At 51.7% G+C, this 14,036-nt stretch carries 13 protein-coding genes; 7 read left to right on the top strand and 6 right to left on the bottom strand.

All coding sequences use genetic code 11. The annotated features are described in order from the left end of the window. The first annotated feature begins 40 nt into the window (after positions 1-40). From ACZ520_RS15720 to ACZ520_RS15710, 3 genes are all read left to right on the top strand, one after another. Complete coding sequence (locus tag ACZ520_RS15720; protein ID WP_041577976.1) at positions 41-826, top strand: FliA/WhiG family RNA polymerase sigma factor; 786 nt, start codon at positions 41-43, stop codon at positions 824-826. Between the two features lie 83 nt (positions 827-909). Further along, positions 910-1,521 carry a hypothetical protein gene (locus ACZ520_RS15715; protein ID WP_464126442.1) on the top strand — a complete coding sequence of 204 codons (612 nt, stop codon included), beginning with the start codon at positions 910-912 and terminating at the stop codon, positions 1,519-1,521. A 488-nt stretch (positions 1,522-2,009) separates the two neighbouring features. Beyond that, positions 2,010-2,438 carry a hypothetical protein gene (locus ACZ520_RS15710; protein ID WP_232469053.1) on the top strand — a complete coding sequence of 143 codons (429 nt, stop codon included), beginning with the start codon at positions 2,010-2,012 and terminating at the stop codon, positions 2,436-2,438. Between the two features lie 12 nt (positions 2,439-2,450). Here the strand turns inward: ACZ520_RS15710 and ACZ520_RS15705 are convergent, their stop codons facing one another. After that, positions 2,451-3,572, bottom strand: coding sequence for a sigma-70 family RNA polymerase sigma factor (locus ACZ520_RS15705; protein WP_416479976.1), 1,122 nt, complete (start codon positions 3,570-3,572; stop codon positions 2,451-2,453). 8 nt (positions 3,573-3,580) lie between these two features. Beyond that, positions 3,581-3,886 (bottom strand): polyhydroxyalkanoic acid system family protein, encoded by a 306-nt coding sequence (locus ACZ520_RS15700; RefSeq protein WP_088564216.1) that lies wholly within the window; start codon positions 3,884-3,886, stop codon positions 3,581-3,583. 176 nt (positions 3,887-4,062) lie between these two features. Between ACZ520_RS15700 and aspS the strand changes: the two genes are divergently transcribed. Continuing rightward, complete coding sequence (gene aspS / locus ACZ520_RS15695; RefSeq protein WP_088564217.1) at positions 4,063-5,877, top strand: aspartate--tRNA ligase; 1,815 nt, start codon at positions 4,063-4,065, stop codon at positions 5,875-5,877. A gap of 65 nt (positions 5,878-5,942) precedes the next feature. On the opposite strand, the gene ACZ520_RS15690 is transcribed toward aspS, so the two are convergent. Continuing rightward, the gene (locus ACZ520_RS15690) at positions 5,943-6,605 is read right to left on the bottom strand and encodes a DUF4097 family beta strand repeat-containing protein (protein ID WP_374031215.1); all 663 of its coding nucleotides are present in this window, start codon (positions 6,603-6,605) and stop codon (positions 5,943-5,945) included. A 73-nt stretch (positions 6,606-6,678) separates the two neighbouring features. Between ACZ520_RS15690 and ACZ520_RS15685 the strand changes: the two genes are divergently transcribed. After that, positions 6,679-7,449 (top strand): DUF1266 domain-containing protein, encoded by a 771-nt coding sequence (locus tag ACZ520_RS15685; RefSeq protein ID WP_416479979.1) that lies wholly within the window; start codon positions 6,679-6,681, stop codon positions 7,447-7,449. A gap of 105 nt (positions 7,450-7,554) precedes the next feature. Next, entirely contained in the window at positions 7,555-8,001 is a 447-nt protein-coding gene (locus tag ACZ520_RS15680; protein ID WP_374031213.1) for a hypothetical protein, read from the top strand. 39 nt (positions 8,002-8,040) lie between these two features. On the opposite strand, the gene ACZ520_RS15675 is transcribed toward ACZ520_RS15680, so the two are convergent. The 3 genes from ACZ520_RS15675 to ACZ520_RS15665 all read right to left on the bottom strand — a co-directional run bounded on the left by ACZ520_RS15675 (position 8,041) and on the right by ACZ520_RS15665 (position 11,630). Then, positions 8,041-9,150: a CpaF family protein gene (locus tag ACZ520_RS15675; protein WP_464126438.1), complete on the bottom strand. Its 1,110-nt coding sequence runs from the start codon at positions 9,148-9,150 to the stop codon at positions 8,041-8,043. Then, on the bottom strand, positions 9,147-10,448 hold the full coding sequence (locus ACZ520_RS15670) for a pilus assembly protein (RefSeq protein WP_464126436.1): 1,302 nt from the start codon (positions 10,446-10,448) through the stop codon (positions 9,147-9,149). Before ACZ520_RS15670 ends, ACZ520_RS15675 begins: the two co-directional genes overlap by 4 nt. Positions 10,449-10,523: 75 nt before the next feature. Next, a complete protein-coding gene (locus tag ACZ520_RS15665; protein WP_088564223.1) occupies positions 10,524-11,630 on the bottom strand; it encodes a hybrid sensor histidine kinase/response regulator in 1,107 nt (368 codons plus the stop codon). A gap of 220 nt (positions 11,631-11,850) precedes the next feature. On the opposite strand from ACZ520_RS15665, the gene ACZ520_RS15660 reads away from it, so the two are divergent. Continuing rightward, positions 11,851-14,022 (top strand): hypothetical protein, encoded by a 2,172-nt coding sequence (locus tag ACZ520_RS15660; RefSeq protein ID WP_374031209.1) that lies wholly within the window; start codon positions 11,851-11,853, stop codon positions 14,020-14,022. Positions 14,023-14,036: the final 14 nt, after the last annotated feature.

The raw sequence follows: 14,036 nt of genomic DNA, 5'->3' as shown, positions 1-14,036 counted from the left end.
CATGGACCTGTTTGATAACATAGACTTCAAGAGGGAAAATATGGGGAAAAACGCGGCATTGTTGAAGAAGTACAAGGAAGAGCCACGCAAGCTCGCTCCGACGCAAAAAGATGACCTAATCAGAGAATATGCTCCGCTAATTAAGTTCATCGCTCAGAAGATCGCGGTACGACTTCCCTCCAATATCGAGCTGGATGACCTTATTTCCGCAGGTGTCATCGGTTTGATGGATGCGATTGAAAAGTACGACTCCACTCGTGACAATAAGTTCAAAACCTATGCAGAATTCCGCATCCGTGGAGCGATCCTGGATGAACTTCGTGCCCAGGACTGGGTTCCCCGCTCTATCCGTGACAAAGCCAAGCTTCTTGATAAGACCATGGTGCAATTGGAAGCTGATCTGGGTCGTACTCCCTCCGACGAAGAAGTGGCCAAGGCATTGAATGTAAATATTGATGAATTCCATGATCTGGTGAATCAGGTTCGCCCGGTCAGCTTGTTGCCGATCGATCAGGCGACAAGCTTCAGCAATACCGACAAGAAGTCCATCATGGATATTCTTGAAGGTTCCCGCACCAACAGCCCTTTCAATCAGTTGAATGTCAAAAACATCAAGGAAGTTGTGGCTCAGGCAATTGAAGAACTGCCAGAGCGTCAGCGTCTGGTTCTGTCTTTGTATTATTACGAAGACCTGAACCTGAAAGAGATCGGTCAGGTTCTGCGCGTGACCGAGTCCCGCGTGTCCCAGCTTCACGCTCAAGCGGTCGCCCGCCTGCGTGCCAAACTGGCAGCAACCATCGGTGCCGGCGAACTCGAAATCGCTTAAACATCCGTTTAAGGCACTTAACAATAAATTGTTTGCATTGAAAATTGAAACCTCCCGAAGAGAAATTCTCGGGAGGTTTTTTTATGTCTCAAAAATGGTCAGGGCTGATCGCAAAGGCGTTGTTGTCCATGCTGGGGGCAGGGCTTGTCGGTGGTTGTACCAAAGAGACGATTTCGGACTCTATCATTTATCCGGATGTGCAGTGTGGTCAGGCTGTCGAGGAAAGCTTTTTGGGAAACAGTGGCACCGACGTCCTGGGGGCCAGCGACAAGATGTCCCAGGCCATGTATGTTTTTGGACTGGTCGGAGCCCGTATGGAAGTAAATCGGCTGACAGTGCGTATGTCGTCCGAAAATCTGACTTCGGCGACGGTGAAAGTTTATCAGGGTGGAAACGTTCCTGAGGCGGGCGAGTTGGTTGGCAGTGCCACGGTGACTTCCGGGTTGGGCAGTTCCAGTCCCGACGATGAAGTTGTTTTTGCTTTTAGTCCCGCGTTGACTCTGACCGTTTCCGGTGAGAACGAATTGGATAAGTACTATTTTGTTGTCGAAGGTGCGGGCGGGGCGTACACGATGGCCGTGCAAGGGGTCCGTCCCATCAATTCACTTCGGTATGTGAAAAAGAACGGAAGCTGGTCATCACAGAGTGCCTATATGTCATTGTCCATTCGCTACAAGGTCGTATGTCCGCTGTAGGATGTTCGTCAGCAAATATTTTTGGTGGCAGGGTCTTTGCTTGAGGGGTTTGTATAAGCATGAATGCTTATCACAACCACAAGGAGGATACCGTGGGAACAGAAAGAACAAACAGGCCACAACAAGGTGATTTGAATAAAGACAGATCTCAAAGAGAAGAAAGCAGCCGTTTGGAAAGAGAGCGTTCTTCCGAGAGAAGTTCTCAAACATCCCAAAGACCTCAACAAGATAGATCCGACAGAAGAAACAGCAGATAGCCGTTCTCCTTTTGTCTTCGAGCGAGAAGGGGCCTTCCTTAAAACGGGAGGTCCCTTTTTATTTTCCCTTCCTGACATTCATGAAGCGGGGCAAAGTGCCCGTTCAAGCGGGGCGGGATGACCTGTGAGTTCTGACAGCAGACGCGGCTTTTTATGAAAATCCAACCATCGAAGAAATTCATTTTGCGTGACGGGCATCGAAGGAATGAAATGGTTCATAAGGAGGTGCTTATGAAAATCTTAACAGGTCTTTTTCTGCTTCTCCTCGCTTCACCCGTTTCGGCATACGAGGAGTTCAGCGAAGGCAACATCAACGAAGTGTATGTGATCAATGTGACAGACGACACGACAACGCTGGATCGGGACTATTACTATAATTTCGGGCGCACCCGTCTGTTTCAGGATAAGCGGGCAACATTTTATCTGCGCAACAACAGCGGACTTCCGATGTATATCAACGATTTTGATATGAACGGGGACTATGCCTTTGATTATTCCGAGAACTGCCCGCAGATTCTTTTCCGCGGTCAGCAGTGCCGCATTCGTGTGTTCTTTGAACCACGCAGCCTCGGAGTGCATCGAGCTGATTTGGAGATAGAGCTGACTCCGCAGGAGGACATCGTCCTGCATTTGCGCGGACGTGGCGTGCTGAACTATTAAAAGGAAAGACGCCTATTCCGAGGCGTCTTCTTCCATCTTGGCTTTGATTTTTTTCATCAGGCGGGCCTCCATCTGACGGACGGCCTCGCGGGTGATGCCGTGCTTTTCGCCGATCTCCTGCAGGGTCAGTGGATCGTCATTCAGAATACGTTCATCCAGAATGATCTTCTCGCGTTCGGAAAGCTCCGGACGGATCTCTTCGATCTTTTGCTTCAGAATTTCCAGTTGTTCATTGTGGGCCATGGCTTCATCCAGCGGCTGGTCCGAAGGTCCGCGCTGCAGGTCCCCCAGGGTCGTACCGGAATCTTCATCCACCGGGCGGTCCAGGCTGACATCGCGACCGGACATGCGCAGGGTCATGTCGCGCACTTCGTCCTCGGGAATGCCCAGACGGCTGCTGATCAGGCCAATATTGGGTTCAATACCCATGGCATCCAGAGCCTCTTTTTCTTTTTGCAGCTGATAGAACAATTTGCGCTGGTTCTGCGTGGTTCCGATGCGCACCAAAGAATACTGGCGCATTAAAAATTCCTGGATGTATCCACGAATCCACCACACCGCATAGGTGATCAGACGAGCACCTTTGTACGGATTGAACTCGCGCACCGCATGCATCAGGCCGACGTTACCCTCTTGGATCAGGTCGATCATTTTCGAACCGAACTTGGAATACTCGGCGGCGACCTTCACCACAAAACGCAGGTTGGCTTTCACCAGGGCCTGGGCTGCTTCGGGGTCTTTGCTTTCAAAGTATTTTTTGGCCAGGGCCATTTCTTCTTCCCGGGTCAGAACCTTGTAGCGACGGATCTCGTTCAGATACATCACCAAAGGATCGGCCGAAGTCAGGGCCTTGGAGGTGTCGGCGACCGCAAGGGTTTTGGTGTCTTCCTCCACGTCGGGAAGTTCGTCTTCGATGCTGGGGACGGCGTAGGCTTTTTCGGCCTCTTCGTGCGAGCGAAGTTCGTCGCTGTGTGCGTCTTCCACCAGCTCGGCCACGACTGATTTTGATTCAGTGGGGGCGGGCTTGGTGTTTTTCCCAGACGCAGACTTGCCCACAGGCTTCTTGGCAGAAGCCGTCTTGGACGGGGACTTGGTCTTAGGGGTGGAAGGGCTTTTTGCTTTCGTTTTCGCCATAAGCTCAACTAGCCAAGGTATTTAGCCAGTTTCCTTTGCAGAGTCTCGGTGACTTTACCTTTGAAGGGAGTCAGCATCAACGGCAGATCCACGGTGACAGAGACTTTGCTCCCTGCGCCAGCCGCCGCAACCGTCATATCCGCTTTAAACTGGGATCCCTTGAGATTGGCGCACTTGGTGCCATCATCAAAAGAGCACTGAATTTTTGGGTCAAAGCGTCGAATATCCTGATCATTCGAGAGGAATTCTTTGATCTTCTTATAGGCTTCTTCCGCAGAATGGCTACTAGAATGATCAATCGTAAACTTGGGCATCGGATATCTCCTTATTTCTGTTTTGAAATTATAGGGGGAAATGCTTGGTAAATGAAGCAGAATGGCTGGGTCTGGGGGGGACTCTCTTAAGGTTCTGTTATGGAGAGTATAAGAATATGGTTTTTGACTGCAATGGCACAATATGTAAATCTGGGGCCCACGAACAAGGTAGACATATGAAGTTTGTTAAAGAGCTAAAAAGAACACATTATTGCGGAAGTCTGGGCGTTTCCCAGGCAGGTCAAAAAGTTGTACTGATGGGTTGGGTCGATGTTCGACGTGACCACGGCAGCCTGGTATTCATCGATTTGCGCGACCGTGAAGGCATTGTTCAGGTTGTTCTGGATCCAAATAAAGCCGAGACCGCTTCCTCAAAAAATCTGCGCGGTGAATTTGTTCTGGCCGTGGAGGGTGTGGTTCGTGCCCGTCCGGACGGCATGAAGAATGCGAAAATCAAAACAGGTGAAGTGGAAGTCGAAGCAATCCGCTGCGAGATTCTGAATGAATCCGCCGTGCCGCCATTCCAGGTCAGCGACACGAACGTGAACGAAATGCTGCGTTTGAAATACCGCTATCTGGATCTGCGCAGCCCGCGTCTGTCCAATCATCTGATCACCCGTCACAAGGTGGCTCAGTTGGTTCGTCGTTTCCTTTCAGACAACGGCTTCCTGGAAGTTGAAACTCCGATCCTTTACAAATCCACTCCGGAAGGCGCTCGTGACTATCTTGTTCCTTCCCGTGTGAACCCGGGCCATTTCTATGCGCTTCCTCAGTCTCCGCAGACGTTGAAGCAGCTTTTGATGATCTCCGGTTACGACAGATACTTCCAGATCGCCCGCTGCTTCCGTGACGAAGACTTGCGTGCGGACCGTCAGCCGGAATTCTCCCAGATCGATATGGAGATGTCCTACATCGATCAGGAAGACATCATGGAGATGAACGAAAAACTTTTGCGCACGATTTGGAAAGAGATCAAAGGCATCGACGTGGGCGCCATCCCGCGCATGACTTATCAGGAAGCCATGGACAGATACGGCATCGACAAGCCGGACACGCGTTTCGGGGTCGAGATCAAGGATCTGAAATCCATCGTGACGGGTTCTGGCTTCAAGGTCTTTGATGATGTTCTGGCTCGTGGCGGGATCGTTCGTGGTATTGCGGCTCCGAAAGGCGGCAGCTATTCCCGTGGTCAGTTGGATAAACTGACGGACATGGCGAAACGCGCGGGCGCTAAAGGTCTTGTGTGGATCAAATCAGAAGCTGATGGCACGCTGTCTTCTTCTGTTTCCAAATTCTTCAGCCCTGAAAAGCTGGCTGAAATGTTCAAGGCCTGCGGCGGTGAAACCGGTGACTGTGCTTTGGTTGTTGCGGATGATTACGACACCGCTTGTGCGGCATTGTCCACGTTGCGTTTGCACCTGGGCCGTGAGTTGAATCTGATCGACAACAGCAAATACAAATTCCTGTGGGTTGTGGACTTCCCGTTGCTTGAGTACTCTCCGGATGAAAAGCGCTGGGTGGCTCGTCACCATCCGTTCACATCCCCGAAGGATGAGTTCGCGCAGGATCTGGTGAACAACAACGAAGCCGCTTACGGCAAGATGCTGGCGAAAGCCTACGACCTTGTGTGCAACGGTTACGAAATGGGTGGCGGAAGTATCCGTATCTATCGCAATGAAATTCAGCAGGCGATGTTCCGTCTGTTGGGCATGAGCGAGGAGGAAACTCAGCACAAGTTCGGCTTCTTCCTGGAGGCTTTGAAATACGGAACTCCTCCGCACGGTGGTATCGCGTGGGGTATGGACCGTCTGGTGATGCTGCTTTGTGAAACAGATGCGATCCGTGAAGTGATTGCGTTCCCGAAAACCGCGAAAGCAACAGACTTGATGTCTGACTGCCCAAGCGAGGTGAATCGCGATCAACTGGCGGAAGTCGGTGTTCGTCTGAGCACTCTGGCGGAAAAACATCTGGAAGATCTGAAAAAGAGCTAAAAGATAAAAAACAAAAGCCCGGGATGGAGACATTCCGGGCTTTTTTTATTTCTAAATGACGTCAATTATTCCAGTGCGGATTCAACGGTGATAGGGCCTTCGACCGTTTGCACCTGAATGCGTCCCACTTCTGTCGGCTCCACGCCAGCCACAGGCTCTTGCTTTAAAGAGTTGTCGATAGGTCCTGAGATCGACTGCAGATCCAGCTCGTACAGGGTTGTTGGCGGCAGGCGCAGGGTCACATGTCCTTCGCGGGTTTCAATGCGGATCTGTTTCTTGAAAGTCTCGGGCACGTAAACTTCGGCTTTCAGGTGCGAATCGGTGGACTTGCTCAGTTCCTGTCCATTGACGTTCATCTGAATCCAATGACTGGCCAACGGCTCCAGAAGTTCCAGGTGCAGGCGGGATTGTTCCGCAGTTTGCTGGATGTAGCGGCCTTCTTCAAAGCGCGGCACTTTTCCAGACAGACGGATTTTCAGGGTGCTGCCATTGTAGGTGCGCAGATCGACATCCACGGTGCGGGATGAAATCAGAATCTCGTCCATGCCCTGCAGGAAAAATTCCTCGTTTTCTTCATGGGTCTGACCTTGCAAAAAACGGTCGGCGACGGAATTGAAGGCATTAAAAACAGTTCCCGGGTTATTAAAGACATAACCCATCAGCAACATCAAAGAGCCAGCAAGAATAAAGAATAATGCCGCAGCGGCAAGCAGGAGCTTCTTTAACATGCGAAGAAACTAACACATTGAAAAAGCAATTGAAACGTATTTGAATTGAACAAGGCCGGTGAAAGGGGTTCCCATGCAGCGCATTTTGCCAGAAACAGATCTTGAAAAAAAATTGATGTCTTTGGGTGCGCCGTTTATCGAGGAAAATCAAGTTCTTGATGAGCTGTTTCAAGTTGTCGGGTCTGATTTGGAAGAGGGCAAGGAACTTTCCCCCGAAATTCGCGAACAGGTGATGGATGAAATCGGCGAGTACTTCTTTCGCCTGGATATGAATTATGGCCCCGACATCAAACTTGATTGCCTGGCGATCCTGGAGGAGTTCTGGGGAGTGGCCGACCGGGAAACCTGCCAGAAGAGTCTTGAAAACATCCGCACTCAAGGTCACCGCACCAAGTTCAACGTTCTAAGATCCGCTTTGCCGTCTGATGGCAGCATCGACGCGGTTTCCATGGAAAAGTTCCGCCAGATCTTCCGCTTCGATCTGGAAGAAGGGCAGGAACTGCAAATGAGCGACGCGGATTACAGCAAGCTGGCGTTGTGGGTTCAGCGCACAAACAAATATCTAAAGGAACCCGGAATCCTGGCCTGGGATGCTTCCCGCTATATTCACCTGGTGCGACTGAGCTTCGTGGCCGGGCACCTTTCAGATATTCAGGCCTGGTCCGAAATTCTGAAGCTGGCGCCTTTGATTGAAGGGCGATTTTCAAACTGGATGGATTTTTCCCAAAGCTTCCTGATCGGGCGCACGTTCTGGTCGGGTTCGGATGATCCACGCGTAAAGTCCATCTGCGAAAAGCTTCTGGGGCATCCGGCAAGCCCTTGGCAGTTTATAAGCTGGTCCTAGGTCCAGAATTCCGGATTCTGTCTCAAGTTTATACGTTCGATTCCGATACGTTTTCCATCAAGTGAAGACCAGGATGGACTTCATGGATACACACGGAGGTGTGATATGGAAAAAATCAGCGGAATCCTTCCAGCAACGGCAAGGACTCGAGCGGTAGACACTTCGGCTTCCCAGCCAGCCCGTCCCGGAGCTTTGGCCCTGGGGCGACCAATGGGAAAGAACTCCCTGGGTGATCGCATCACGTTGAGTAAACAGATGGAAGAAATGCGGGCAACCGGAAACCTTCCTGAACAACAACCGCAGCCGGAGGCCTCTCCCGTATATAAAAGACCGGCTGGCGAGACGAACAAACTGAAGGTGATTGAAGACCTGAATCAAAAGTTCTTCAATAATCCGAAATCGGTGGCCCGCGAAGGCGACCAGACGAAATCGGAAGAAACCTTCACCAAATCAACCGAGAACGAAGGACTGTTCTTTGTTGAAAAAGACCTGCGCGCACCGGAGCAAGCTCCACTGAAGCCGCAGACAGATAACACAAAAGTTGTAGCTTAATTATAAAAACCCGGACGGCGCCCCTCGCTTTCCGGGTTTTTACTTTTCCTGCTCCAGCAGAAATCCTGTCTCTTCCAGGGAAGTGATTCGATAGACGCCCTTCAGGCGGCGCGAACCGTCGGGTTTTCTTTCCGCCACAATCACATAATCCAAAGACATTTGAATCAGCCTGCGAATCGCAGAAAGACTCCATTGCGGGGCCCCCATCTGAATCAGCATTTCTAAACGGATCAGCGCCTGGCCCGCATCCTGCGCGTGCAAAGTGCCAAAGCTGCCACTGTGACCTGTGGCCAAGGCCATCAAAAAGTCCTTGGCTTCAGCGCCGCGCACTTCGCCCATGACCATGCGATCAGGCCGCAGGCGCAAAGAGCGTCGCACCAATTGCGCCTGATCGACGGAAGGTAAAACCCCTTGGGGGTCTTCGCGGGTCAAAAGTTTCAAGCTGGCTTTGTTGGGAAGGGAGATCTCAGACGTGTCTTCGATCACAACCAGGCGCTCGTTTTCGGGCATCAGATTCAAAAACGAATTTAACACTGAGGTTTTTCCAGATCCGGTCGGGCCCACCACTAGAAAATTTTTACGACGCTTTACCAGGTCTGTAAAAAACGGCAGACAGTCTGTCGGGCACCACTGATGTTCGGCCAGACGGGCAAAGCTCCAGGGGTTCTTCGGGTGACGGCGCAAAGTCACGTGGGGATGCGTCTGTGTCAGTTCCGCTCCAATCAGGCTTAAGCGAAAGTCCCCAAAGCGGCCGTCGGCACAGGGAAATTCAGTGGTGATGTGAGCCTGGGCGGCGTGGCTTAAACGATCCAAAAAATTGCGATAGCTGGTTTCAGAGAAAAAACAGTCAGGATGCTTTTGCAGGTGGCCGCTTCTTTCAAGCCAGATGGCCGAAGGACCATTGATCAGAATCTCGGTGATACTTTCATCGGTCAGCAGGCTGTCAAGGGGGCCCCAGGCGTGCATTTCATTTTGCACCCTTGTTCGCACCTCGGGTGCGGCTGAGGCCGTGTGCAGTTCCAGAATCTGTTCAATGCGCTGAGAACGCAGTTTATGCTGTTCTTCGGAACTGAGCAGGAACTCATTCAACGGCAGCTTCAGAATGTCTTCGTGAATCCGGTCATAGAGGTGTTTGGCTTCGCTCATCATAGACGACGACCCTGCAAAGTGTTCAAGTGGTGGGGCATCGGATTTTCCTCGCCCTCGCGCAGGATGGAAGGGCGGACGAAGATCACAAGCTCCGAGCGGTTTTCCTTAAAGTCTTTGCTTGAAAACAACGCACCCACCACCGGCAGGCGAGAAAGCAGGGGTAGTCCCTCGGAACTTTTCCCATCTTCACTTTTAAGAAGTCCCGACAGCGCAATGGTCTGCGGTCGGGTCAGATCAAAGTGACTGGAAACCCGGTTGGTTAAAATTCCGGGAACGTCATCGACCTTGCGCGAATCATCCACGGTGGAAATTTCGGTTTCAATCGAGATGCTCATGCGTCCGGCGGCGTCCGCTTTGGGTTTGACCCGCAACAAGATCCCGTAGCGCTTCCACACGATGTCCTGCATTTTATAATTCATAATCTTGATAGGGAATTCACCACCGGCCAAGAACTCGGCCTCTTTGCCGCTGCGGCAAAGGATGTTCGGGCTGGCCAGAATTTTCCCGTGGCCTTGAGCTTCCAAGGCGGTCAAGTTAAAGGGAAGCTCATCCCTTTTCCAAACTCCGTCAGGCATAAGCTTAGCGGAGTAGCCCGCCGGCGGGCGCAATCCATACTTCAGGGAAAAGTCCTTTTTGATTTCAGCGACGGTGATTTGCACTTTGATGGTCGGTGCGACATCCAGACTGGTTTCATCTTTTAAAAGACCTACCCCGTAGGGCATCAATAGCTTGCTGTATTTTTTGAATGTTTGATCCGTACCGCTAACCCGGATTTCCAGGGCGGGTTCATAGATCAGTGTCTGGGGTGGCAGGTGAGCTTGGTAAAACAAGTCACTGAAGTGTTCCTGGGCCTGTTGCTGCAAGGAAGCGGTCATCCGTGCCCGCATTTGATAGTTCAGACTTTTTGAGCGCATGTATTCCGCCAGATGAATCCAATCCTGCAGGCGATACAGTTGGCCTTCAATCAAAAGATCCCCTTCGCTTAAAGACGCACGCAGGCCCACACGGGATTTCAAATAGACACTCAGATCCTGAAAAGAGTCTTTCTTGGACGGATGCAAAACCTGCACGCTGTAAAGGGCCGATCCCACTTTGACTGTGGTCACGCCTTCGCGGCGGCCGACCAAATTCAGTTTGCCGCCCTGGCCTTCGGCGGTCAGGATTTCGCGGTCTTGAATCCACACACGATCCTGCCCTTGCAAGGGGACGGATTTTTGTTCACCCAGTCCCAGCACCAGCGCGGTCTGAGAGTAAGCAGGAAAAGAAATAAGCATCAGGAAAAACAACAACGTTTTCATGAGCGGGCTTTAAAGCAAAGCCCGTGCAGAGTTCTTGGCAGGATAGAGCGGGGTCAGGGTCGGGAGCCGGACACCCTAGCCCAGGGGCAGTTCGAAGAACACCATCACTCCCTGCGCCGTGTTTTTAAACTGCAGGTGGGATTGGTGTGATTTCAAAATGGACTGACAGATGGTCAAACCTAAGCCCGTGCCGGTGGAGTGGTGCATGACGTCCTCATCAATAAAGAAGGGCTTCATGATTTTATCCACCACAGACGTAGGCAGGTGCGGGCCGATGTTGGAAACCACAAAGCGCAGGTTCGTGCCGCTTTTCATGCTTTCCACGTGGATCTCGCTGCCATCGGTTCCGAATTTGGCGGCATTGTGAATCAGTCGCAGCATGACTTGTTTGATCAGGCGCACATCGGCAGTGACGGCCAAGGGTTCCAGTTTGCTGACCAGCTTTTGTTGCTTTTTATTCATCAGTTCCTGCACCTCTTTGCTGACGGCTTCGTCAAACTGGGTGAAGGCCACTTGCTGCATGTCTATTTTAAGTTGGTTGGTTTCAGCACGGACCACCAGCAGAACATCTTCGACCAGGGTCTTAAGGCGCTCGGCGCTGCGGGTGATACGATTCACCATCAGCTTGTCTTCATCATTCAGTTTGGATTCCGCCAGCAGGGAAGAAAAGCTTAAGATCGAAGTCAGCGGAGTTTTTAATTCATGATTGATCAGAATCATGAAATTGGATTTGGCGACATCCAGGCTTTTGAGTTCTTCCAAGGCGCGCGCCAGTTCCTGATTTTTTTGCTTCAGTTCCTGTCCCAGGGAATAGCGTTCAATCGCATGATCCACGGTGTTGGTCAGGTCCACCGGGTCCCAGGGTTTAGTCAGATAACGGAAAATCTGACCTTTATTCACAGCGCTGATCACGGATTCAAGATCGGTGTAGCCGGTCAGTAGAATGCGCACAGTCTCAGGGTGAGACGTCAGGGTCTTTTCCAAAAATTCCACGCCGGTCATTTCCGGCATGCGCTGATCGGTGATGATAAGGGCGACCGGGCCCGGATGTTCGTCCAGCACAGCCAGAGCCTCTTTCCCGGAGGTGGCCTTTAAGACGTTGTATTTCTTTCGGAACAGGCGTTCCAAGGCGTCAACATTATCCACTTCGTCGTCGACACACAAAATTGTGCTTTTCATCATATGAGGTAGTGTAGGAGCTGGAAATTGCCAGTGCAAAGGATTTCAAGCTGGTCCAACGTACCGTCCGGGTCGAGTCCTGCCAAATGTGAGAAATATGCTGGTCGACAGTCCAGATTCATAATCTTTCAACATTTAGACCGGGAATGCATCAAGTTGAAGCGCTATTCTGACGAAGAGTGGAACGATAGAAGTTTTTTTATTCCTTTTCAGGAGATCGTGTATGAAGTTTTGGATGCGCATTGCAGCTCTTTTCACCTTGGTGATGAGCTTTGCAGCTGGTGCCCAAGCCCAAATGTGGGGCACAGGTATGTACGGTGGGATGCAAGCCTGCCCGTATGATTACTCTGCTGGTGCCGGTTCTTCCAGCTATCTAGATGAAATCAAAGAAGCTCAGGCTGAAATCAGCGAAGCACAAAAGCAGCTTCGTGCAAAACAATCTGAATTGAAGAAGATCGACAGATCCCTGACTCGTTCCCGTAAAGATGTCGAAGATGTGGTTTCTGAAGACTATACAGAACTGATGTTTGAGCACATCGAGAACAACGTCAGCTGCAAAGAGTACAAAGGCATGGGCGCGAGTGATGAGTTCATCGCTCAAGGTCAGGAAGGTGATGCTTCCGTTCAAGCTGGCGGCACCCGTGAAGTTCACGGTTTCAGCATCCAGGAATGGGCGCGCGTTTGTGATCCGAATAAAAACGGTTCTGTTTCCGGCACGGTTTGCTCCACTCCAAAATTCCGTCAAAGTGAAAAAGGTCGTGCAACGACTGAAGATTGTAAAAAAGGTCTTTCTGACTACAAGAAGGGTTATTCTCAAAGAAACAAGGTCACTCGTGAAATTGATGCTTTGAAAAACCTGATCGAAAACAGAAAAGAAGACATCAAGATCGCGAAGGAAGATTACGCTGATGAACAGCGTGAACGTCGTCGTGAGATTTCTGAAGGTGGCGTGTGCGTTGACTGTATCGCCTCCGGCTCCGGTTACCAGTATCAGAAACCAGAAACAAACTGGGGTTCTGTGATCGGGAACTTCGCATTGGGTGGTCTTTCCATCCTTGCTGGTTACAAAACAAATCAAATGATTGCTGATGCGAACTCCAACATCGGTTGGCCGACAGACCCTTGGGCTTCCATGGGCTACGGTTACGGTTTGGGCGCAATCGGTACCGGTATCGGCCAGATGGTCGGTGGCGGCAGTGGTATCTATGGCTCTATTGGTGGTGGTATCGGTGCGGGTGCATTTGGTTGTGCCGGCAATAACGGTGGCGCTTACGGTATGATGGGTCCTTACGGTGGCATGAACGGTAATGGTATGTGGGGTAACCCATATGCGATGGCCGGCCTTGGTATGGGCGGCATGGGTGGCGGTATCTATATGCCAGGGATGGGTCCTTGGGGTATGGCCGGTCCATGGGGCATGGGTGGTCCATATGGCGGCATGGGTGCCATGATCGGCGGTATGGCCGGTGGCATGATGGGCGCTTACCCAGGTGCGATGATGGGTGGTATGGCTGGAATGGGTGGCATGATGGGTGCTTATCCAGGCGCAATGATGGGCGGCATGGCCGGCATGATGGGCGCGTATCCAGGTGGCATGATGGGCATGGGCGCATTGGCTAGTGGAATTATCGGAGCTTACCCAGGTGCTATGATGGGTGGCGGTATGATGGGTGCTTACCCAGGCGCGATGATGGGCGGCATGGCCGGCATGATGGGCGCATATCCGGGTGCAATGGTTGGCGGTATCGGCGGTGGTATTATGGGTGCATACCCTGGTGCTATGATGGGCGGTATGGCTGGCATGATGGGAGCTTATCCAGGTGGTATGATGGGTATGGGCGCGATGGCTGGCGGCATGGCTGGCATGATGGGCGCATATCCGGGTGCGATGGTCGGCGGTTTGGCTGGCGGCATGATGGGTGCTTACCCTGGCGCTTTGATGGGCGGCATGGGTGGTATGGCCGGAATGATGGGCGCATATCCTGGTGGCATGATGGGCATGGGCGCAATGGCCGGCGGTATGGCTGGTATGGGCGGCATGGCCGGTGGCATGGCGGGAAGCCTTGGCATGCTTCAGATGCAGCAGCAGATGATGCAGATGCAAATGCAACAGTATCAACAGTACATCCAACAGCAGCAGTCTTACATGCAACAGCAGGTTCAAAGACAGCAGGTTGTGGCAAGCTTGCAGCAGGAACTTTATGGATTGTTGTATAGAATCCAGCAGGTTCAATACGGTGTAGGCGGCGTGGGTGGCTCTATCGGTATTGGTATCGGTGGCGGCACAGGTATCGGTCCAACGCCAATTGGTGGTGGTATCGGCGGTCCTCAGCCAATCCCGGTTCCGGGTACAGGCGGGACGACAGGTCCGGCTCCAATCCCTTCTGCCCGCTAAATAACAAATTAAAC

Source organism: Bdellovibrio sp. BIS2, from assembly GCF_055398295.1.
Note: the sequence above shows the minus strand (reverse complement) of the source record. Positions and strands in the feature narration are given on the sequence as shown.